Raw genomic sequence first — 21926 nt, 5'->3', positions numbered from 1 at the left:
TTTCCGTGACCGAATCTAAGCTCGAATCCCGCCTGATCGCGATTGTGTCGGGACTGGTGGCCTTTGTCTGCTTCGTCCTCACCCCGTTCCTGCCGGTGAACCAGGTGCAGTCGTCGCTGAGCTGGCCTCAGAACGGCTCGTTGGCGTCGGTCAACGCCCCGCTGATCTCGCTCGCGCCGGACAGCCTCGAGGTCACCGTTCCCGTCTCCGCGATCGGACAGTTGCGGGAGGGGCAGTCGCTGATTCTAGGGACGCTTCCCGAGTCCTCGCAGGAGGCCGCCGACCGCGGTCTCTTTGTAACGTCGCCAAGCGGTGGCATCGTGGTCAACTCGATCAACAAGGTCATTCTCGAGCTCGAGCCCGAAGAGGTCTCGGCGCTACCCGCCGACGCCCGCGTCGTGGTCACGGAGGACGCCGATGGCACGAGCGTGTCCGTCCCCGGCACGAGCTACAGCGAGGAGACGAGCGAGGACCTCCGTCCCCAGGTCACGGGCATCTACACGGAGCTAGCGGGGGGTGAGCAATCGCTTATCGACGCCGGGCTGAGCGCCCAGGTGCAGATCAACTCCCGCTTCACCTCGAGCCCCTCCGCGATCAAGCTCGCCGTGATGATCCTCGGCGCGCTGTCGGCCCTCGTGGCGCTCTACAGCCTGTACCGGCTGGACGGCCCGGCCGAGCGCCGCCGCCTGCACTTCCGCGGTTTCAAACCCCTCGACGGCGTTGTGCTGGGCGTGCTCGGGTTCTGGCACGTCTTCGGCGCCAACACCTCCGATGACGGTTTCTTGCTCACCATGGCGCGGGTGGCCAACAACTCGGACTACATGGCCAACTACTACCGGTGGTACGGGGTGCCCGAGTCACCGTTCGGCTCCCCGTTCTACGACCTGTTGTCGCTGCTGGCGCGCGTCTCCACCGCCTCGATGTGGATGCGCCTACCCACGCTGCTCGCGGGCGTGGCCATCTGGTGGATCCTCTCCCGCCAGATCCTCCCGCGCCTCGGCGAGGCGATCGCTCAACGCCGCGTCGCGTACTGGACCGCCGCCTTCGTGTTTCTTGCCTTCTGGCTGCCCTATAACAACGGCACCCGGCCCGAGCCCATCATCGCGCTCGGACTGATCGGCACCTGGGCCTGTTTCGAGCGCGCCATCGCCTCTCAGCGTCTCTTCCCCGCCGCGGCCGGCACCCTCCTCGCCGCGTTCACCCTTGCGTGCGGCCCTACGGGTCTGACGGCCGTGGGCGTGTTCCTGATCAGCCTGCCCGCGCTTTTCACCATCATGCGGTCGCGGCCCGAGGGCCCCCTGACCTACATCGCGCCCTTCCTCGGTGTGGGCACTGCCGTAATGATCCCGGTCTTCCACGACCAGACGCTGGCCGCCGTTTTGGAGGCTACGTCCGTGCGCGCCGAGGTCGGCCCCGCGCTGAAGTGGTTTGAGGAGTGGACCCGCTACTCCACCCTCTTCGAGCAGACGGTGGACGGGTCGATGGCTCGCCGCTTCCCGATGTTCGTCTTCATCTTCAGCGTCGCCCTCATTCTCTGGGCGCTGACCCGCTACGGCAAGGTGCCCGGCACCTCCTCCGCCCCGGTCCGGCGCCTTGTGGCCATCGTCGCGCTGTCAGCTTTCTTCTTCATGTTCACTCCGACAAAGTGGACCCACCACTTCGGCGTGTTCGCGGGCATCGGCGGCGCGGCCGCGGCGGTGGCCGCGGTTGTGCTCAGCAGGATCGCCATGCGCTCGGCGCGCAACCGCTGGCTGGCCATCGCCTCCGTCATGTTCATCCTCACCTTGACCCTGGCGGGATGGAACGGGTGGTGGTACGTCTCCAGCTTCGGCGTGCCCTGGTGGGATATCACCGTCCAGTATCACGGCCACGAAGCGAACACCCTCATGCTCGCGCTGACGCTACTGGCCCTGCTGTTCGCGCTTCTCCAAGGCACCCGCCCGAGCGACGGCCGGTGGTCGGGAGTGATGGCCGCGCCCCTCGCGATCGTGGCGGTGCTCATGGTCGCCTTCTCGTGCCTCACCTTCCTGAAGGCGTTTATCTCGCAGGCACCCGCCTACTCGGTGTCCATGGGTAACGTCCGCACGTTCGCCGGTAACTCCTGCGCGCTGGGTGCCGACGTCTTGCTGGAGACGAACACAAACGACTCCTTCCTCACTCCGATCGGCGTCGCCTTGGGCGATTCGCTCGACTCCGGTTCCAACCGCGGTTTCGACCCGCAGGGAGTCCCCGGGACCATCATCGCGGAAAAGGGCAACACCACCACTACCGACGCCCGCTCGTCCACCGACAGCACTAGCAGCACCGGCAGCACCGGCAGCACCGATAGCAACAACAGCAGCAATAACACCGTGAAGGACGACTCGACCAACCCGCAGACCGAGCAGGAGCAGTCGACCACCCGCACCGAGACGCAGGGCAACCGCTCGCCCGAGCTGGTCGGGCCCAACGGCTCCATCGTGAGGCTTCCTTTCAACCTCGATTACGCCCGCGTGCCGGTGCTGGGCACCTACGCGGAGAACCCCGCGAACGGCTCCGAGCTCGAGACATCCTGGTACGAGCTGCCGCAACGCAGCGAGGACGCCCCGCTGCTGGTCGCCTCCGTCGCCGGCCGCATCGCGCACCATGACATCGATGGCGTCGAAAAGGGCGGGACGACCCTCAAGCTCGAGTACGGCACGCGTGCCGACGACGGCAGCGTCACCGTCCTCGGCGAGGCGGAAATGCTCGACCAGGGCCCGACCCCGTCGTGGCGCAATGTGCGCCTGCCGCTGGAGGACCTGCCCGCCGAGGCCAATGTGGTGCGCCTCGTCGGCGAGGACTCGTCGCTCGATGTCGACGACTGGCTGGCCGTCACGCCGCCGCGCGTGCCCACTCTCGCCCCGCTGAACAGCGTGATCAGCTCGGACACGCCGGGTTTGCTGGACTGGACGGTGGCTTTCCAGTACCCCTGCCAGCGCACGTTCAACCACTACGCTGGCGTGGCCGAAATCCCGCAGTTCCGCATCATGCCGGACGCCCCCGGCAAGAAGCAGCTGTCGGGCTTCATGGACTTCCTGGGCGGCGGCGCTCTTTCTACCGCCGAGGCGGTGAACTACTCCTACGAGATCCCGGGGTACCTCAAGAACGACTGGCAGCGCGACTGGGGCTCGATTGCGAAGTACGAGCTGCGCACCAACTCCGTCGGCGAAGCCCCCGCCCTAGCCACCGTCGATCACGAAACGGTTTCTCGCTCCGGCCTGTGGAGTCCCGGGCACATGAAAGTCCGCCCCGTCGGGGAAGACATAGATAACTAGAGGATAACTAGAGGATAACTAGAGTGGTGCGCATGAACGACCTGTTTGAAGAAGTCAACGGCCGCTGGGTTGCGGAACACGTCATTCCGGCTGACCGTGGAATCGACGGGGCCTTCTACGCCCTGCGGGACAAGGCGGAGGCCGACGTGCGCGCCCTCCTGAGCTCCGGTGCGGGGCGTGGCGGTGACCTCTACACGTCATTCATGGACACAGACGCGATCAACGCCGCTGGTACTCGGCCCCTCGACCAGGACCTAGACAAGCTGAACGTGAGCACTATCAGCGAGCTGGCCCACAACTTCGGTGTCCTCGAGCGCGAGGGCGTCCACGGCCCCCTGTCGTACTGGGTGGAGAAGGACTCGCAGGGCGAGACGGTGGTGCCCTACGCGTTTCAAAGCGGGCTCGGGCTTCCCGACGAAGCCTATTACCGCTCCCCCGAGCACGCGCAAACGCTGGCCGACTACAGGGTCCACGTCGAAAAGATGCTGGGTTTCATCGAGCCCGCGTACCTGCTGGGGCTGACCCCGAGCGTGGCGGCGCAGCGGATCGTCAACCTAGAGACGCAGGTGGCGGCCAGCCACTGGGACGTGGTGACATCGCGCGACGCCGTGGCCACCTACAACCCCACGGAGGTGTCCTCCCTCCCCCCGATTATCCAGGCGCTGCTTGCGGGGTCCGGAGTTACGGGCGGGCGCGTCATCGACATGATGCCGTCCTTTACCCAGGATCTTGCTGGCATGCTGCGCGCCGAGACCTTCGCGGACTGGCAGCTGTGGGGGGTGTGGGCCGTTCTGCGGTCCCGGGCCGGTGTGTTGACCGAGCAGATCAGCGCCACGAACTTCGAGTTCTTCGGCACGAAGCTGTCCGGTGCAACCGAGCAGCGCGACCGCTGGAAGCGCGCGGTCGGGCTGGCGGAGTCGATGGTGGGCGAGGAAATCGGCCGCCTGTACGTCGAGAAGCACTTCCCGGTGTCGGCGAAAAAGCAGATCGACGACGTGGTGGACGTCCTCATCCGGGCGTACCACCAGCGGATCCAGGAGCTCGAGTGGATGGGCGCGGAAACCCGTGGCCGGGCGCTCGGGAAACTCGCGCGGTTCCGCGCGAAGGTCGGCTACCCAGACCGCTGGCGCGACTTCACAGGTCTCGAGTTCTCTCCGTCTGGGGCGAACCTGCTGGACAACGTGCGCCGCGGCGCCGCCTTCGACCACGACTACCAGCTGTCCAAGGTCGGTGCGCCCGCCGACCGCGACGAGTGGGTCACCACCCCGCAGACGGTCAACGCTTTCTACAACCCGGTGGTCAACGACATCACTTTCCCCGCCGCCATCCTTCAGCCGCCCTTCTTCGACCCGGACGCAGATGCCGCCGAGAACTTCGGCGCGATCGGTGCCGTCATTGGCCATGAAATTGGCCACGGTTTCGACGACCAGGGCTCGCGCTACGACGGCGACGGCAACCTTAACTCGTGGTGGACCGACGAGGACCGCGAGCGCTTCGAAGCGCTAACCTCCAAGCTGGTCGAGCAGTTCGACGGGCTCGTTCCGGCGGGCGCGGAGGGCAGCGTCAACGGCGCGTTCACGCTCGGTGAGAACATCGGCGACCTCGGTGGCCTCGGCATCGCCGTGGAGGCCTACAAGCTCCACCTGCGCGAACACAACCTCAACGACGGCCCGGCGCTCCCCTTCGACGACCTCGACGGGGAGTACACGGGCTTCCAGCGCCTCTTCCTCGCCTGGGCGCGGGTCTGGCGCTCCAAGGCCCGGCCTGAGATGGCGAACCAGCTGCTCGCCATCGACCCCCACTCCCCCAGCGAATTCCGCTGCAACGTCATCGCCGCGAACGTGCCGGAGTTCTACGAGGCGTTTGACGTCGAGAAGGGGTCCAAGGTGTGGCTCGACCCTGCTGACCGGGTGACCATCTGGTGAGGCCTCCCCTCCAGCCCGGCCCCAGCGACGGGGCCTACCCGGAAAACGTGCAGGGTGACCCGGATTTCAACGTCGGCGGGGTCGCTCGCACGCTGCCGGAGGAGCTGCAACTCGAGCAGATCGACTCCTACATCCGCGCGACCTACCCCGAGACGGACCCGGACACCTTCGGCGCGCTGCTTCCCGACCGCCTCACGCACGCGGCGCTGCTCATGCTCGGCACGGCGGTGGACCACACCATGCCCGGCGTCGCCTTCACCGCGGGCGTGACCGTCGAGGCCACCGAGCTGGGCACGCTGTTCGTCCCCTCCCGCCCGACCGGAAAGTTCGCCGTCGCCCTCGCCCCCGGGCTCGGACCCAAGACGCGCGAGTACGCCTGGTACCCGGAGGTCGCCGCGGTGGCGGAGCTTTCGGGCACCACTCTTCTCGACGCCCCCACCGCCCAGGCCGCCCGCCAAACCGGGTACACGACCGCCTGGTTCTACCGCTGCGCTCCCGCGTTCCCGGCCGAGACCTGCGTGCTGACGTTCCCGCCCACCGGCACGTATCCCAGAGATATCTTCGTACAAACCGAGGAGGACTACTTCACCCGCGGCGGGGTCTCCACGCCCGCGCAGGCGCGGCGCCGCGTCACAGACGTCGCAGAATTTCTTTGGTCGAGAGGCTGACGGCGAGCCGGTCGCCCGGTTTCCACGGGTTGAACTCGGCGGCCTCGTCGATGCCCCGCAGTGCGTCCGCGGTATTCGCGGCGGCGTCGCCGTTGGTCAGGGCCGCCGCGACCCACGTCTCCATGCCGCTCGACCCGAAGGACACGCTCCCGGTCTCGGACTCTTCGTCATTGGACCAGCCCGTTTTGGTCCCCTCTGCGTTTTTCAGCAGGGCCGTGCCAAAGACTTGGTGGAACCCGTCGCTGGCCGTCTCGGACTGGTTGCGCATCCCGTCGATAAGTGGCCGGGCAGAGGAATCGCTCAGGATGCTCGCGACGAACTTGGCCACGTCATACGCCGAGGTCACACTCCGCCCCCAGGACTCGTTACGGTACGTATCCTCCAGGTCAAAGTCGGCGGCGACGCTGTCGATTGCCTCGGGGTACGTTTCGTCGAGGATCTCAGCATATCCGTCGTCGGAGTACGTGATCATGTACTCCACCAGGTTCTTTTCCTCGTCGGTCCCGTGGTTCAACACGTAGTAGCCGAGATAAAGCTTGGCCAGGGACAGGGCGGCTCGCTCCTCCTTGGCGGCGCTGGAGCCCGTCCAGGTTCCGTCCGGATGGTACACCGCGAGCGCGGTCCGCTCGGAGTCATAAGCTCCGTCGTATTCACGACCCACCTGATACGCGTGGGCCGTGGGGGCGCTGGCCAGCACGGTGGCCACAACACCCCACACAAGATTTTTCACCCCCCTATTATGCGCTAGAGGTCAAACAGCGATTCCGCCTCGTCCCCTTCTTCCACTGGCGCATCGATCTCGCACAGGGTAACGGTCGCCCCGTTTGCGTCGGCCACCACGGCGAGGGGGCCGAAGGGCGACAGTTCCGGCCCCAGCAGGACCTCGCCGCCCAGCTCGGGCGCCCGGCGCGCGGCGTCCTGCACGTCGGCGACGCCAAAATATGTCTCCCAGAACCCGGTCATCTCCATGTCCTCCTCGACGCGCATGCCCAGGAAGGGCGCGCCGTCGTGAAGAGCGAGGTAATAGCCGTCTTCTTCCCGCACCTCCCAGTCGAACAGCTCGGCATAGAAGTCGATGCACTCGCGGCCCTTGTACCCGGCGACGTACTCGCGCCACACCGGGGTGCCGGGCTCGCCAGCGGCGACGAACCGCTCCTCACCCGCCGGGTCGATGAGGCCGAACATCGCCCCCGCGGGGTCCGCGCACAGCGTCATCCGGCCGAGCGCGACGTCAGTTTCAGCAAGCACTTTTCCGCCCAGCTTCTCGATGTCCCCCGCGCCCCTGAGCAGGAAGTACGTCACCCACACGTCGTCGTCCTGTGGCACGAAACCGGCCACGGGCAACCCGTCCTTGCGAGCAAACAGATCCTCTACCTTCCAGCCCAGCAGCGTGGCGTAGAAGTAGGCGGACTTCGCGGTGTCGGTCGTGGCCAGGTCCTGCCAGTAGGGCATGCCTTCCACGGCTTCGAATGCTGGCATTTACGTTCCCCTCACGGTTGCGGTGGTGCCCAGGGCGGCGACCACGTCGCCGTCGGCAAGCGATTGGCCCCGCGACTCCGCCGCGCGACCGTTGACTGTGACCTCGCCCTCGGCGATGAGCTCTTTGGCTTGGCCACCGGACTCGGCTAGGCCGGACAGTTTAAGGAACTGCCCGAGTCTGATCGACTCGCCTGTGATCTCGACATCCATGGGCGCCAAGCTTAGCGCTCGGCTTGGTCGGTGGGCATGATGCTCAGGGTATCGACGTTGACGTGCGGCGGCAGGCTGGCCACCCAGCGGATGGCCTCGGCGATGTCGGCGGCGCTCAGGTTCAGTTTACCCTCGTAAACGGCCGCCGCTTTCTCCTTGTCACCCAAGCGGTTCAGCGAGAAGTCGGTCTGCACGCGCCCGGGGTCGATCTCGGTGACGCGGATCGAGTTCTCCGCCTCTTCGCGACGCAGTGCCCGCGTCAGCCCCCGCAGCCCGAACTTCGCGGCGTTGTACCCGGACCCACCCTTGTAGGCATCTGTCCCTGCCACCGAGCCAATGTTTACCACCAGCCCTTGCGCCGCTTTGAGCTGCGGGTACAGGGCCTTGGTCACGCGCACGGTGCCGTAGACGTTCGTCTCGTACATCCAGCGCCAGTCATCCTCCTTGGCGTCGCGCAGGTAATCGAGGCCCCTCGCCCCTCCCGCGTTGTTGACCAGCAAGTCAACGCGCTCGAGGCGCTGAGCTAGATCGTCGACGCTTCCCTGGTCCGTCACATCCAACTCAACCGCAACACCTCCGATCTCGCGCGCAACCGCTTCACAACGCTCGACGCGCCGGGCCGCCACGTAGACAGTCCAGCCATCACCCGCTAGCGCCCGGGCCGCGGCCTCCCCGATTCCCGCTGAGCCGCCTGTCACAACCGCAATCTTCTCCATATCACCCGAGTGTAGGGTCTAAGCTATGAGCCGAAACATTCTGACCATCGCGCTCGTGGTCGCCGTAGCGTTCGTCCTTTCCGAGGGTCGCTGGCTGGGGCCCGTCGTGGCGCTGGCCGCTTCGCTTCTGGCCCTGTTCTCGGTCGAAAGGTGAGCCTGCAGCCGTGCCACCCGGGAGTTCAGCAACCTGTCGAACACCGTTCCCGGTCGCTATTCCCGGGCGGTCATGCCCCCGAAATCTGCACCTCGAGTTCGGCGTCATCGCCTCCGGCACCGTAGTCACCCGCGACGTTCCCCCCGATTTGCTCGTCGCCGGGCCCCCGGCCTCGACAAGCACTCGCCTATCGCCGCTCCCTAGAAATAATTTTCGAATTGTCCTTGACGGACGCTCGTGTGTTCGATTAGTATGGGTGATGTCAGGAGGGGTCACGACATTCTTGGGGGAGATCCATGGATCCGTACTTCGCTACACAGCGCCAGGGAGACGGCCGTTGTGCAGCAACTCTACTAATCAGACGGGGAGAATACGCGCTTTACTCACGCTTCGCGCAGGATGACTACGACCTCACCGATTTCGAGGTAGCCGTCACCCACCTCTGCCAGGCGACGGGGTCAACCAAACACTATATCGAACGCGCAATCCTGGGTTACGCCCGGTTGCGGGACCTGCCCCGCCTGAGGCACATGCAGGCGCGAACTCACTTGCTGTGCGTCGATCGCCTTGCCGCAATCGACGCAGCGCTGGCCATCATTCCCCCCGACTCGGCCGAGGACATCCTCGCGGGTGCCGACGACCTACTTGCCGCACTCTTCACACCCTCCCGGCCCGCCCAGGAGCTGCCCTCCGCCAGGCAGATTACCCGCCGGCTCCGCCAGCACGTCGCGGCGAGAGATCCCGGCGTTGCCTACGACCCTAAGAAACGATCAAAGCGGAATTCAACAGACCCGTCGCAGGATTCGGCGACCTTCTTCGACGTCAACGACGGCGGCGTCGACCGCAAGGGCGTCGAGCTCGTGACCGACGCCGCCTCGATGGCGGCCATCCGAGACACCGTCGCCGCGACCGCCCGCCAGTGCCAGGTATCCGAGGCCGAGGCGGCGGTGCGCCTCCTCTCCGGAACCGCCCAGCGCCCGGGCCGGACAGTCATCACGGTCTACGCCCCGTACGGCCGCCGCCCAGGCGACCCCGTTTTTATCCCCGGCTCGGGCTGGACGAACGCGCCCGCCACCGACACGGTCGACGCAGGGGAAACCACGCAACGCCCCCTCGACCCAGACCAGCACACCCCCTCCTACACGCCGACGCGCGAAATGCGCGACGTCGCCTGCGCACGCGACGGCACATGCGTCTTTCCCGGCTGCGGGCGCCTCGCGGAGGACTGCCAGCTGGATCATCGCATTCCGTTCGAGGAGGGCGGCGAAACCACCCCGGCAAACTTGTATTCGCTATGCCAGCGCCATCACAACGTCAAGACGGACCGCCGCGCTTTCTACATCCCGGACCCCGTCACAGGCGACATCGTCTGGCTATTCCCGGACGGCACATACTTACTGTCCCGCCCAGACGGGCCCCTACATGGCCAGGTCACCCCAGTCGGTCCGCACTGGCAGTCCAGTCTCGCTCAGGTCCGCGCGAACCGCGACAACGCGGCGCGCTTTTACGCCGCCTGCCATGCGGCCTGCGACAAATACGAAACGACCGACCCCGCTACCCTCTCGGCGGCACTTGCCAGCCTCGAGCAGGAATATGGTCTGGCTTTCGATTACACCAGCCGGGAACCACAGACACCTCCAACCTCGCCGGAAAACCCGTTGCGCAGCAGAGCGAAGCCCTCGTCCAGGTTTTGATGCGACTCCACGGCGATGCTCGCCGCGGTAAGAGCGGAAAACAGGAGCAATGTCGCGCCCTCGCGCGAGAGGTTATCGGACTGCAGCGCCTCGATGAGTGGTTCATGTAGGTGGCGAACGCGGCTGCGGTCTCGGGGGCTGAGCACGCAGCTCAAGTGATCGCAGATGGTCATCAGGTTCACCATGAACTCGGGATTCTGGATGAAATCGGCCATCAAGCGGTGCAAGGTATCCACGGGTTGTTCTTCAGGCGGAGCCTGGCGCACCTTGGCGGTGAATTCGGCGACGTAGCGCTCGAGAAGATAGAGCAGCGAGTCTTCGCGGCGCGGAAAGTAGTTGTGAAACGTTCGGGGGGACACGCCTGCGCGCTTTGCGATCGCAGCGACGGTCATCCCCTCCTGGCCCTCGGCCAAAAGCAGCTCAGCCGCGGCCTGCGCAAGAGCTCGCCTGGTGTTTTCCTTCTTCCGCTCGCGACCCATCAAAGAGACTCGCCCTCAACGTCCACGCGAGGCAGGATTTTGTCAAGCCACCGGGGCAGCGTCCAAGCCCGGTCGCCGAGGAGGAAGAGGGTGGCGGGGACGATGGTCATGCGCACGAGGAAGGCGTCGAAAAGAACTGCCATGGCAAGCGCCGAGCCCATGACCTTGATGAATGGCTCGTCCATGAGCATGAACGCGGCGAAGACAGAGATCATAATGAGTGCCGCAGCGGTGACGACGCGTGCGCCGTGCTTGAAGCCGTTGGAGACGGCGTTGCCGGCCGTCTTGCCGTGAACGTAGCCCTCGCGCATGCGCGTGACGAGGAAGACCTGGTAGTCCATCGCGAGGCCAAACACAATGCCGATAAGCATGATCGGCAGGAAGGACAACAGCGGCTGCGGGTCATTGTTAATGCCCAGCCAGCCCTCCTGCCAGATTCCGACGGTCACGCCGAACGTCGCGGCAACCGAGAGCGCGAAACCCAGGGCGGCAATCAGCGGCACCCAGATCGAACGGAACACAACCATGAGCAGGACGAACGCCAGCAGGACGACGATCGCGATGTAGGGGATCAACACGTCGGAGAGTCGGTTGGAGATGTCGTCGTAAATCGGGGTGACACCGGTGACTTCGTAACCGCCGTCGCGAAGGGACTGCAGGGTGCCGCTGGTGCGTTCGTCGGTGGCGGCGTACTCGGGCGTGATGAGCAGCTGGGCGTACTTGCCGTCCTCGGTCGCGGCGATGAGCTGTGCGTGCTTGACGCCTTCGACGCTTTGAACATCGGCCAGCGCATCAATAAAGGAGCCGTCCGCGGAGTCTAGGAGGGCCGTCATCGGCGCGTTGCGGCCTGGGCCGAAGTCCTCGTCGATCCACTCGGCGGCGGTGCGCGTCGGGGTACCCAGCGCGGAGGTGCTGTCGGTGGGCATCGCCAAACGCATCTGGAGGGCTGGCAGCGCCAGAAGCCCCAGAACAAGGACGGCACCGACGAGGAACGCAGCCGGGCGTTTACGCACCTGGCGCACCCACTTCAGGCCCATCGTCGGTTGTTCGTTTTCGGGGTCAGGAGCTTTGACGACGGGCACGCGGCCCGCAAACACCTTCGTTCCAAAGGCCCCAAGGACTGCCGGCAGGAGAGTCAGAGCGACGAGCACCGCGATAGCCACCGTGAGCGCCGCGGCTAGGGCCATCGCCGTGAGGAACGGGATGTTGATGATCGATAGCGCGGCGAGCGCGATCAGCACGGTGAGGCCGGCAAAGGACACGGCGGTGCCCGCTTTGCCCACGGCCAACCCGGCAAGGTGAGCCCGCTCGTCACGGCTGAGGCGCTTCAGCTCCTGGGCCAGTTCTTTCGGTTCCATTTCGGGGCGCCCGATATAGGCCACCAGCTCGTTACGGAAGCGCGAGACGATGAACAGGGCGTAGTCAATGCCAACCGCGAGGCCGACCATGCTGGCCAGGGTGGGGGTCAGTGAGTTGATGGAGTCGGTAAACGAGGTTCCGGCAAAGATGAGCCCCATTCCGGTCCCGACTCCCACGACGGCCGAAAGCAGGGGCAGGCCCGCGGCGAGGAGAGAGCCAAAGGTAATAATGAGCACGAGCGCCGCCACAAGTAGGCCGATGACCTCGGAGGCGCCGCTGATTTCCTGGGCCTGGAAGACGTTTCCGCTGTAGGCGATCTCCACGTTACCAGTGGAGTGGCGCTCGAGGGTGGCGGTCAGGTCGTCGCGGTCCGCGGTGGACACATCCTGCGAGCTGGGGGCATCGAACGTGATCTGGAACGTTCCGGTTCGACCGTTTTCGCTCAGCGGCGAGACAGCGGCGAGGTCGTCGCCGGAAAGCTGCTGTTGCATCCCTGCTGCAGCCGTGACCGGGTCCACAATGGACTGGGTGTCTTTCAGATAGGGTTTCGACTGCACATCTTGGATGAGCGACGCGAGGTCATCCTGGGATTCCGCGAGCGTACCGTCCGTGGCTCGTACGACGACGGTGCCGGACGGCGTCTGCATCGGGTTGTCGCCGCCGAAGATCTCTTGGATTCGGTTGCTCGTTTCCAGGGATTCGAGCCCCGGGATTGTCATATTTGTTGTGGTCGGTTTCATCAGCGTGGCGGCAGCGGTGCCGGCGCCGATGAGGATCAGTAGCCAGACGGCGATAAACCGCCAGCGATGCGTGTACGCAGACCGGCCGAGCCGGTAGAGCAGGTGTGCCATGGCGCATATTTTTGCACAGGCAGTGCAACTTTGCACATCGGCTGCAAATTAGGAAAAGGAGCCCCCCCAAGTATCTTTACCGTCATGACAACCGCGCAGCAGACGCACACCGTGTCCATGTGGACGCTGGTCTCCCTGATCATCGGCTCCACAGTTGGCTCGGGGATCTTCGCGCTGCCCCAGAATGTGGCGTCCGTGGCCAGCCCCGGTGTCATGCTAGTCGGATGGGCCATTGCGGGCGTGGGCATGCTTTCGATCGCCTTCGTTTTCCAGATCCTCGCGCGCCGCAAGCCTCTTCTCGACGCCGGCGTCTACTCCTACGTCCGCGCCGGCCTCGGAGACTTCATCGGCTTCATATCCGGTTTCGGGTACTGGCTGGGTTCGGTCATGGCGCAGGTCGGCTACGCAACCCTGTTCTTTCGCACAATCGGTTACTACGTTCCCGTGCTGCGCAATCGCTGGGTCCTGGCGGTAGCCGTCTCCGCGCTGACGTGGGTGATCTTTATTGGGCTGTCGCGCGGGATCAAGCAGGCGGCGGTGATGAACCGAGTCACGACGATTGCCAAACTCGTGCCCATCCTCTGCTTCATCGTGCTTGTCGCGTTCCTAGGTTTCTCCTGGGATACGTTCACGCTGGACTTCTGGGGCACGGGTGTTAGCCAGCAGCTCAAGGGCATCATGCTCTTCACCGTGTGGGTATTCATCGGCGTCGAGGGGGCATCCGTGTACTCGAAGCAGTCGAAGACGCGTGGCGACGTCGGCCGCGCGACCGTCGTCGGGTTCCTCTCCGTGCTCGCCCTACTCGTCGCGGTGTCCACCCTGTCCTACGGTGTGTTTTCCCGCGAGGAGCTCGCCGCCCTTCCCGACAACTCGATGGGCGCCGTGCTCGAGGCCGTCGTCGGGCCGTGGGGTGGGGTGTTCGTGTCGCTTGGGTTGTGCCTGTCTGTGCTCGGCGCCTACGTATCGTGGCAGATGCTCTGCGCGGAGCCGCTGGTGATGATGGCCAGCGACGGGCTGCTCCCGCGCAAGCTGGCGGCGACGAACCACCTCGGGGCGCCCTGGCTGGCGCAGCTGGTCTCCACGCTGGTCATCCAGGTCTTTGTCATCATCTTCTTCGCCAACGAGACCTCCTACAACGCGATGGTCCAGTTGGCCACGATCATGTACCTGCTGCCCTACATCTTCTCCGCCCTCTACCTGGTGCTGCTCACCGCGCGCGAGGGAGGCGCCCATCTCGCGGTGGGGGCCATCGCCTTCATCTACTCGCTGTGGCTCATCTACGCGGCGGACCCGGTCTACGTGTTGTTCGGGGCGCTAGCTGTCGTGCCCGGGATGGTCATGTACGTCTGGGTGCGCGTCGCGCAGGGCACACGCTGGTTCAACCCGTTCGAGTGGTGCGTGGTGGCGCTCGTGGTCGCCGGGGCTGTGGCCGCGGTTGTGGGCTTAGTGAACGGGACGCTCTCCCTCTAACACGGGCCACAGGAGCTCGGCGATCTGCCGCGCGTGGAGTTTCGGGTCGCCGTACTGGAACGCGGAGCGCACGAAGATGCTGCCCACCACCATCGACACGAGGATGCGCGGGTGGACGCGGGGGGCGAACACCCCGTTCTCGATGCCCTTCTTCACGTAGTACTCGAGACCCTGCAGCACCTCCTTGGACAGGCGCTCCCGCCACTCGTCGACGTAGTCGTCGCGGCTGGAGAGCAGGGAGCCGATCAGCCGGATTCCGATCTCCTTTTCCAAGTGGTCCTGGAGCTCAATCAGGAACGCCTCAAACTCGTCGAAGGTGGCGGGGTACTGGAGCGGGATGGCGATGACCACGTTGGAGAGGGCGTCGGAAAGCATGTCCTTGCGGTTGCTGTAACGACGGTAAATGGTGGTTTTGGCCACTCCCGAGTGAGCCACGACCGCGTCGATAGTGACAGCGTTGAACCCCTCTTCCCGGGCGATCTCCAGCACCGAACGGTAAATTTTCTCCTCTGTCGCCCGCTTCCGGCGCTCTCCGCGTGACGTCATTTATCTACTATGACACGAGGCGCGCGCACAGCACCACAACGAGGACCAGCAGGGCGCCACGCACCAGGCGCGAACCGCCCCGCAGCACCGTGCGGGCACCGATCTGGGCCCCAACGAGGTTGGCCACCGCGAGCGACAGGGCGAGGCCCCACGCAACGTGGCCACCGATGATGAACACGACGAGCGCCCCGAGGTTTGTCGCGGTGTTGATTACCTTCGCCATCGCCGCGGAGTTCAGGAAGGACTGCGCAAACAGGGCGGTGAACCCCATGGTGAGGAACATGCCGGTGCCGGGCCCGAAGATGCCGTCGTAAAAGCCGACACCCGCCGCGAGCGCGACCCCCGCGAGGATGCGGCCGCGGGTCAGCGTGGGGGTGGCCTCCGAGGTGCCGAAGGAGGGTTTAAGTGCCACGAACGTCCCCACCGCGAGCAACAGCACGATAATGGCGGGACGAATGACTGAGTCGTCTATCAGGGAGACGGCCAGCGCACCGCAGGCCGAAAGTGAGCCTGCGGCGACGGCGTAGGCCCAGGTGGCGCGGGGCACGCCGACGCGCCGCACCATCGTCAGCCCGGCGGAGGCGGTTCCCGTCACCGCCGCGACCTTGTTGGTGGCCAGAACGGCCGCCGCGGGCATCCCGGTCACCGACATCAACACCGGGATGAGGATCAGCCCGCCACCGCCAATGACAGCGTCAACCCACCCCGCCACGAGGGAGGCGCCCAGGAGGAGAGCTAGTGCGCCCACGAATCTCCGAGCAGGTCCATCGGCATCGACCCCAGCCTCAGCGCGCGATCCAGGGAGGCGCGGCCGCGCAGCTCGCGCCAGGCCCGGTAGCCCACGGCGCCCGCGGCGGCCTGACCTGGCCAGCCCATCGCGCGGTCGAGTTCGAAGCCAAGACGGCTTTCCGACGTCGCGGCGTTGTCCCGCAAGAAGGCCTTCGCGTACTGCACGTCCCACGTTCCGGTCTTGTCCGGTGTCTTCTTGCCCAGGTGCACCCCGATGTCGAGGAGGACCTTGGCAAAACTCGCGCGGCGGCTGTCGTAGAGGCCGAGTCGTAGCGCCGGCTCGTCGAACATCCCGAGCTCCTCTAGCAGGTCCTCGGAGTAATGTGCCCAACCTTCGCTGTGCGCGTAGTTGACGTTCACGGACCGGCGCCACAGGTTGAGCCCGCGCGGCATGATGGTCTGCAGGTGGTGCCCGGGCGCGCCGTCGTGCGCGAGGCGGGCGGCAGCCCACCAGGTGTGGAAGCAATCCTTGGGGGTGGTCCACCTCACGAGAGCGGGGCGCGCCAGGTCATCGCTGGGGGGCAGGTAGGTCACGCCCTCGGCACCACTGTCGTCGACGCTGCAGCTCACCGAGCACGCGGGCACGGCGGTGAACTCGCTGCCGAGCCGGCCCAGCGCTTCTTCGGTGAAGCGCTCCATCCACTCGAGTAGCTGATCCGAACCGTGCAGGGTGTACCGCTCGTCCTCGTTGAGGCGCCGGTAGGCCTCGTGGATCGTTATCCCGCGCCCGAACATCGACTCAGCGAGGGCACGTTGCTTATCGACGACCTCATGCAAACCGTCCAGGGCCCAGGCGTAGGTCTCGTCCGGGTTGATCTCGCTTCCCACGAAGGACTGGGAGAACAGCTCGAAGCGGTCGCGTCCCACGGCATCGTCGTAGGGTGCGCGCGGCGAGAGCTCCGTGGACAGCCAGTCCGCCATCTCCTCGAAGGCGTCTTTTGCCTCGGCCAGCGCGGCGCTGTCTGCGGGAACGCCGAGGGTGTCCAGGACGGACCCGATCGCCTCGCACTGGTCGATCACGGCGTCGATCTGCCGGTGCGGCGCGACGTCGCCCTGCGCCGCGGCCTCCGTGAGGGATTCGCGGTAACCGTGCAGTGACTTTCGCACGATGGAGAGGCGTTCTTCGAGGCAGGCGGGGTCCATCATCAGCAGGCTGTCGCGAATGTGCTGGACGGGCGAATCGACGTTGTTCAGTAGGCGGAGGTTCTCACCATGGTGGTGGAGGTCAAGCTCGGTGGTCATGCGCTCGCGCAGGATGGCGACGGTTAGCAGATCCGCCTCGTCGAAGTCGTCCTCGTCATCGGAGCAGTCGGTGCAGTCGTTGAGGGCGTCAACGTCGGCAATGAGGTCGCGGGTCCTGTCGGCAACAGCCTCCCAGTATGACGGGCTGTAGTCCTGCAGCTCGTGGTCGTGGCCCGCCAGCCCGAGCCGGGTGGCCAGGGTCGGGCTCAGCTGCGCCAGGTCGTAGACGTAGTTCTCGCAGGTTGCGTCAAGGAGTGAGGGGGATCGGTCCGTCGCCAAAGCGGACAGATCCGTGTCTGTCGTCATGTGGGCGCAGTGTATCACTACCGTTACTATTCGGCTTATGCCCGACTCCTTTTCCCACCCTCAAACGCCGGCGGCGAAGTGCTTGCACTTGATCCGGTTGCGCGAGTTGACGTCGAGAAGTGAGCTGGTGGAAGCGACCGGCTTATCGCAGCCGACGATCACGCGGGCGGTGGCGGCGCTGGGGAGGTTTGGGTACGTCGCGGAGCGCACCGATCTGACGCGGTCGAACGGCCGCGGCCGCCCGACGATCCCGCTTGAGCTTGGGGAGCCTGCGGCGATCCACGCGGGCGTGTCCGTGGGCACGCTGTCGACGTACATCGCGCTGTTCGACCTGAAGGGCCACACGCTGCGCAGCATGGACCTGGATATCGAGGTGGCGCGCGTGAGCGAGGACGACTTCATCCAACACATCATGGCCGGATTGAACCGGCTGACGGCCGGAATCAACCGGCCGCTGGCCACGGTGGGAGTGACGACGTCGGGCACCGTGACGTCAGGAGGCGTGATCTTCGCGCCGAACCTCGGCTGGCGAGGGGTCGACATCGGTGCCCAGTTGCGGGAACAGTTCTCGGTTCCGGTGATGGTCACGTCGGCGGCGGCGGCCATCGTCGGGTCGGAGGTTCAATCACACGACCACCTCGATGTGCCCCGCATCATGGCGCTGTTCGCGGACGACTCCCTGGGGTGCGCCGTGTTCACCGGCGAGGAGGTCGTGCCCGTCGCCGTGGACCGCGAGGACCTCACCACCGCGGGGTTGCTCGAGGCGCTCGAGGGCATCGACACGCTTGCCGACGCCGTCCGCGCCGCCCAGGACACGCCCACCGTCCGCGCCTGTCTGGACGACCGTGCGCGCGGGCTCGGCGAGCTCACCGCGCAGCTGTGGGCCGAGCACCAGCCGAGCGTGGTGGTCGTCGCCGGTTCCGCCTTCATCGACGACCCGCGAGCCCCGGCAACGTTCGCCCGCACCGTGCTCAAGCAGGTGCCGGACGTGGACCTGCGCATGATCCCCACCCACCGGGAAGTCGTGCGCGACATCGCGCGGGCCGCGGCGCTGGATCTCGCGCTGCGCGAGCCGCTCTCGGTGGCCACCTCCGACTTCGACATATAGACCAGCCTGTCTATTTTTGCTTCGGGAATGTTCGGGGAGCATTATGCGTAGTGAATACACGTAAGCATTTCCCATGTAGACCGATCTGTCTACACGCCAAGGAGTTCCCATGAAGAAATTCGGGTTCGGAGCCCAAGTTATCACCGGCCTCATCGTCGGCCTCGTGCTCGGGTTCATCGCCCGCGCCGGTGATGTCCACTGGCTCTCCGGCATCCTCACCTGGACGGGGTCCACCTACGTCCAGCTGCTCAAACTGCTCATCCCGCCGCTGGTGTTCACGGCTGTGGTGACGTCGATAGCAAACCTGCGAAAGGTGACCAACGCGGCGCGCCTGGCGGGTCAAACCCTGCTTTGGTTCGCGATCACCGCGTTCTTCTCCGTAGTCATCGGCATCGTCGTGGCACTGGTACTGCAGCCGGGTGTGAACTCGTCCGTTGATGCATCGGCGGCCGCCGATCCTTCTACGACCGGGTCGTGGCTCGGTTTCATTCAGTCCGTGGTTCCGGCCAACTTCCTGGGGTTGGGCACGAACGGCGAGACGGTCTCCTTCAACGTCCTGCAGATCTTGGTGGTGTCGCTGCTACTGGGCGTCGCCGCCGTCAAGGCCGGCAAGAAGGCCGAGCCGTTCATCGAGTTCTCGGCATCGTTGCTGTCCGTCGTTCAGGTGGTGCTGTGGTGGGTCATCCGCCTGGCACCGATCGGCAGCGCCGCGCTGATCGGCAAGGCCGTGGCCACCTACGGCTGGGACGCCCTCGGCTCCCTGGGCATGTTCGTCCTGGCCATCTATATCGGCCTGGCGCTGGTCATCTTTGCCCTGTACCCCGCCGTGCTGGCACTCAACCGCCTGCCTGTGCTGGACTTCTTCCGCCGCGTCTGGCCGGTCACGACCCTGGGCTTTGTCACGCGCTCCTCGATGGGCGTCATGCCCGTCAACCAGCGCACGGTTGAAAAGTCGATGGGCGTGCCCTCCGAGTACGCCTCCTTCGCCATGCCGCTCGGCGCCACCACCAAGATGGACGGCTGCGCGTCAATCTACCCGGCCGTCGCCGCGATCTTCGTTGCCCAGTTCTATGGTGTGCCGCTGAACTTCACGGACTACCTGCTCATCATCATCGTTTCCGTGCTGGGTTCCGCGGCGACCGCGGGCACGACAGGCGCGACCGTCATGCTCACCCTGACGCTGTCTACGTTGGGCCTGCCGCTGGCCGGCGTTGGCCTGCTGCTCGCGGTCGAGCCGATCGTGGACATGGGCCGCACCGCCGTCAACGTCACCGGCCAGGCTGTCGTTGCGGTAGTCGTGGCGAAGCGCGAACACATTATCGACGATCGCGTCTGGGAAACCTCAGAGCCCGAGCTGGTCAAGCAGGCTGTCTAGGGCGTCGCCGACGCTCGAGCGCCACAGCGTGCTGACCTTCGCATCGGCGCGGCCCGGACCGCCGTTGATCACGGCAACCGGTTTTTCCTGCTTGAGCGCGTCGAGCACCAGCTTGTAGCCACTCATCACCGCCAGCGAGGTCCCCAGGGCAATCACGCTTGTCGACGCCTCAAGCCACGCCCCGGCCACCTCCCGGCGGCCCCGGGGCACGTTCTCCCCGAAGTAGACCACGTCCGGTTTGAGGCGCTGCCCGCCGCAGCGCGTGCAGGAGACCATGCGGAAGCGCTCGACGTCCTCGGGCGCGAGCTCGACGTCGCCGTCCGGGTTGATCATGGGCCCGGTGATGGTGACCGACTCGAAGTAGCTGGGGTTGGCGGCGGCCAGGCGGGCGTCGAAAAGCGGGCGTGCCTCGACGTTCCCACAGTCCAGACACACCACGTGTTCCATGTCTCCGTGCAGCGCCACCACGTTCTTCGTGCCGGCCTGGCTGTGCAGCCCGTCGACGTTCTGCGTAATGACCCCGGTGAGCAGCCCGGCGCGCTCCAGTTCCGTGACGGCGAAGTGGGCGCGATTCGGAGTCGCGGCGCGCATGAAGCGCATGCCCACAAAGGCGCGCGCCCAGTACCTGCGCACGTGCTCGGGGGCGTGCGCGAACTCCTGGTAGGTCATGGGCCGGCCCTTGGTTAGCCGCCCGTTTTTGGAGCGGTAATCGGGGATACCCGACTCCGTGGACATGCCCGCGCCGCTGATAACCAGGACTTTCGGGTGCTGCAGTTGGTCGACGACGCGCTGCAGCGCCACCTCGGGGTTCGTGGGGGTGGCGGTTTCTTCTACGACGCGCTCAATGGAGCGCAGCGCGCTTCTGTGGGCCAGGGCGACGGCCGGATCCTCAAACATCAGCGGAAGGGTACTTCGCCGATGGTGCGGCGCAGCTTGCGGGTGCGCAGGCGGCCGGGGTTCTTGGCCAGGCGCTCCATCGCCTTAACCGCGCACATCACGTGGGCCTCCTTCGAGTTGGAGTAGAACGCCTGCGCGGCGGCCGGCAACTTGGGTACGGCGTGCAGCGGCAGATCGGACACTGCCAGGAGCGTGCCGTAAGGGATTCGGTATCGGTACCCGTTCGCGGCCAGGGTGCACGATTCCATATCGACGGCGACGGCCGTCGACCCGCGCAGCCATTCCCACAGGTCGCGGCGGGTTTTCCACTCCCAGTTCCGATCGTCGGTGGACAGCACCGTGCCGGTGCGCAGGAGGGAGGCGTCCTCACCGTAAATCTTCGCGACGGCCTTTTCCAGCGTGCGTTGGATCTCGGGGACCGCGGGGATGGGGTGGTCGCGGTTGATGTGCTCGTCGAGGACGTGGTCGTGGCGCTCGTAGGCGTTGCCGAGGATGAGGTCGCCGATGCGCATGCGACCGTCGAGGCCCGCGCAGTGCCCAATCATGATCCAGGCCTCGGGGCGCAGCACCGCCAGTGAATCCGTAATGGTCTTGGCGTTGGAGGGACCGACACCGATGTTGATCATCGTGATGCCGTCGCCGGAATCGGTGACGAGGTCATAGCGCGGCATTTGATAGCGCGACGCGAGGTCCAAATCCTCGACGGCGACGGTGTCCGACACCGTTTCCCCATTCGGCAGGCGCAGCGCGCTGTAGCGCGAGCCCTCCCGCGACAGCTCGGCGAGCCCGAAGCGCACGAACTCGGTGACGTGCATCGCGTAGTTGGTGAACAGGATGTATTTCTGCAGGCTGTCCACCTCGATGCCGGTGTAGTGCTCGAGGCGGGCGCACGCAAGGTCGAAGCGCTGCGGCCCGAAGTGGAACAGGGGCTTTTCGGGTCCGTGGAAGGCTTCCCAGTCAGCATCGATGATCGCGTCGTCGACCGCGTCCAGCGAGGGGCGCGGGGCCAAACCATCCGCCGGGCGTGTGGCACCGCGAATGTATTCCGGCGGAATCGGCACGTCGGAATAGCCCACGTAGAGCTCGCACTCGTAGTTGCTACAGAGGGCGCCCAGTTGCGTCCTTAGGTACGGCGCCATGAGATCGGGCCGCGACAACACAGCGGAGTACGTCCCAGCCTCGTCGACGTACCCAAAGGGGGCGCTGCGGTCGATCGGTTCCCACCGCGGAATCCTCACCACAATTTTCGGGTACAAGACCTCGGAAAAGTCGGAAGCAAGCGCACGCTCGCACGAACCCGCATAAAGCTCAATTAGCTTATCGACGGCCCCCGCAACGCTTGTCACCCTGTCCATGGGCCCC

At 65.7% G+C, this 21926-nt stretch carries 19 protein-coding genes; 8 read left to right on the top strand and 11 right to left on the bottom strand.

Annotated features, from left to right (window positions below; genetic code table 11):
* Positions 1 to 5 precede the first annotated feature (5 nt).
* Genes CAPI_RS00335 through CAPI_RS00325 form a run of 3 tightly spaced genes read left to right on the top strand, consistent with a single transcriptional unit; the run spans position 6 to position 5889 of the window.
* Positions 6 to 3296, top strand: coding sequence for an arabinosyltransferase domain-containing protein (locus tag CAPI_RS00335; protein ID WP_018017286.1), 3291 nt, complete (start codon positions 6 to 8; stop codon positions 3294 to 3296).
* 32 nt (positions 3297 to 3328) lie between these two features.
* Complete coding sequence (locus CAPI_RS00330) at positions 3329 to 5221, top strand: M13 family metallopeptidase (RefSeq protein WP_026157093.1); 1893 nt, start codon at positions 3329 to 3331, stop codon at positions 5219 to 5221.
* Positions 5218 to 5889 (top strand): hypothetical protein, encoded by a 672-nt coding sequence (locus CAPI_RS00325; RefSeq protein WP_018017284.1) that lies wholly within the window; start codon positions 5218 to 5220, stop codon positions 5887 to 5889. The genes CAPI_RS00330 and CAPI_RS00325 overlap by 4 nt, the downstream gene beginning before the upstream one ends.
* Here the strand turns inward: CAPI_RS00325 and CAPI_RS00320 are convergent.
* Genes CAPI_RS00320 through CAPI_RS00305 form a run of 4 tightly spaced genes read right to left on the bottom strand, consistent with a single transcriptional unit; the run spans position 5852 to position 8294 of the window.
* Positions 5852 to 6619 (bottom strand): serine hydrolase, encoded by a 768-nt coding sequence (locus CAPI_RS00320; RefSeq protein WP_156806821.1) that lies wholly within the window; start codon positions 6617 to 6619, stop codon positions 5852 to 5854. The two genes, CAPI_RS00325 and CAPI_RS00320, sit on opposite strands and share 38 nt — an antisense overlap.
* Positions 6620 to 6633: 14 nt before the next feature.
* A complete protein-coding gene (locus CAPI_RS00315) occupies positions 6634 to 7368 on the bottom strand; it encodes a VOC family protein (protein WP_018017282.1) in 735 nt (244 codons plus the stop codon).
* Entirely contained in the window at positions 7369 to 7578 is a 210-nt protein-coding gene (locus tag CAPI_RS00310) for an RNA-binding S4 domain-containing protein (RefSeq protein ID WP_018017281.1), read from the bottom strand.
* A gap of 11 nt (positions 7579 to 7589) precedes the next feature.
* Positions 7590 to 8294 (bottom strand): SDR family oxidoreductase, encoded by a 705-nt coding sequence (locus tag CAPI_RS00305; protein ID WP_018017280.1) that lies wholly within the window; start codon positions 8292 to 8294, stop codon positions 7590 to 7592.
* Between the two features lie 25 nt (positions 8295 to 8319).
* Here CAPI_RS00305 and CAPI_RS00300 point away from each other — a divergent pair, with 25 nt between their 5' ends.
* Positions 8320 to 8448 carry a hypothetical protein gene (locus tag CAPI_RS00300; RefSeq protein WP_018017279.1) on the top strand — a complete coding sequence of 43 codons (129 nt, stop codon included), beginning with the start codon at positions 8320 to 8322 and terminating at the stop codon, positions 8446 to 8448.
* Positions 8449 to 8744: 296 nt separating this feature from the next.
* Positions 8745 to 10142 carry an HNH endonuclease signature motif containing protein gene (locus CAPI_RS00295; protein WP_018017278.1) on the top strand — a complete coding sequence of 466 codons (1398 nt, stop codon included), beginning with the start codon at positions 8745 to 8747 and terminating at the stop codon, positions 10140 to 10142.
* Here CAPI_RS00295 and CAPI_RS00290 read toward each other — a convergent pair.
* Positions 10058 to 10621, bottom strand: a complete 564-nt coding sequence (locus CAPI_RS00290) for a TetR/AcrR family transcriptional regulator (RefSeq protein ID WP_018017277.1) — start codon at positions 10619 to 10621, stop codon at positions 10058 to 10060. The genes CAPI_RS00295 and CAPI_RS00290 overlap by 85 nt on opposite strands.
* Positions 10621 to 12831 (bottom strand): MMPL family transporter, encoded by a 2211-nt coding sequence (locus CAPI_RS00285; protein ID WP_018017276.1) that lies wholly within the window; start codon positions 12829 to 12831, stop codon positions 10621 to 10623. Before CAPI_RS00285 ends, CAPI_RS00290 begins: the two co-directional genes overlap by 1 nt.
* Before the next feature lie 84 nt (positions 12832 to 12915).
* Here CAPI_RS00285 and CAPI_RS00280 point away from each other — a divergent pair, with 84 nt between their 5' ends.
* Positions 12916 to 14301 (top strand): basic amino acid/polyamine antiporter, encoded by a 1386-nt coding sequence (locus CAPI_RS00280; protein ID WP_018017275.1) that lies wholly within the window; start codon positions 12916 to 12918, stop codon positions 14299 to 14301.
* On the opposite strand, the gene CAPI_RS00275 is transcribed toward CAPI_RS00280, so the two are convergent.
* From CAPI_RS00275 to CAPI_RS00265, 3 genes are read right to left on the bottom strand one after another with little or no spacing between them, the layout of a single operon-like run.
* Positions 14275 to 14847 (bottom strand): TetR/AcrR family transcriptional regulator, encoded by a 573-nt coding sequence (locus tag CAPI_RS00275; RefSeq protein ID WP_018017274.1) that lies wholly within the window; start codon positions 14845 to 14847, stop codon positions 14275 to 14277. The genes CAPI_RS00280 and CAPI_RS00275 overlap by 27 nt on opposite strands.
* Positions 14848 to 14854: 7 nt before the next feature.
* Positions 14855 to 15595: a TSUP family transporter gene (locus tag CAPI_RS00270; RefSeq protein WP_018017273.1), complete on the bottom strand. Its 741-nt coding sequence runs from the start codon at positions 15593 to 15595 to the stop codon at positions 14855 to 14857.
* Positions 15583 to 17184, bottom strand: a complete 1602-nt coding sequence (locus CAPI_RS00265; RefSeq protein WP_040356665.1) for a DUF885 domain-containing protein — start codon at positions 17182 to 17184, stop codon at positions 15583 to 15585. Before CAPI_RS00265 ends, CAPI_RS00270 begins: the two co-directional genes overlap by 13 nt.
* 37 nt (positions 17185 to 17221) lie before the next feature.
* On the opposite strand from CAPI_RS00265, the gene CAPI_RS00260 reads away from it, so the two are divergent.
* Together CAPI_RS00260 and CAPI_RS00255 are read left to right on the top strand one after the other, a co-directional pair.
* On the top strand, positions 17222 to 18292 hold the full coding sequence (locus CAPI_RS00260) for an ROK family protein (RefSeq protein ID WP_026157090.1): 1071 nt from the start codon (positions 17222 to 17224) through the stop codon (positions 18290 to 18292).
* Positions 18293 to 18401: 109 nt separating this feature from the next.
* Complete coding sequence (locus CAPI_RS00255; RefSeq protein WP_018017270.1) at positions 18402 to 19667, top strand: dicarboxylate/amino acid:cation symporter; 1266 nt, start codon at positions 18402 to 18404, stop codon at positions 19665 to 19667.
* On the opposite strand, the gene CAPI_RS00250 is transcribed toward CAPI_RS00255, so the two are convergent.
* Positions 19635 to 20564, bottom strand: a complete 930-nt coding sequence (locus tag CAPI_RS00250; protein WP_018017269.1) for a Sir2 family NAD-dependent protein deacetylase — start codon at positions 20562 to 20564, stop codon at positions 19635 to 19637. The genes CAPI_RS00255 and CAPI_RS00250 overlap by 33 nt on opposite strands.
* Entirely contained in the window at positions 20564 to 21919 is a 1356-nt protein-coding gene (gene amn / locus CAPI_RS00245; protein ID WP_018017268.1) for an AMP nucleosidase, read from the bottom strand. Before amn ends, CAPI_RS00250 begins: the two co-directional genes overlap by 1 nt.
* Positions 21920 to 21926: the final 7 nt, after the last annotated feature.

Source organism: Corynebacterium capitovis DSM 44611 (genome assembly GCF_030440535.1).
Classification (GTDB): Bacteria; Actinomycetota; Actinomycetes; order Mycobacteriales; family Mycobacteriaceae; genus Corynebacterium; species Corynebacterium capitovis.
This window is presented reverse-complemented; position numbering and strand designations above follow the sequence as displayed.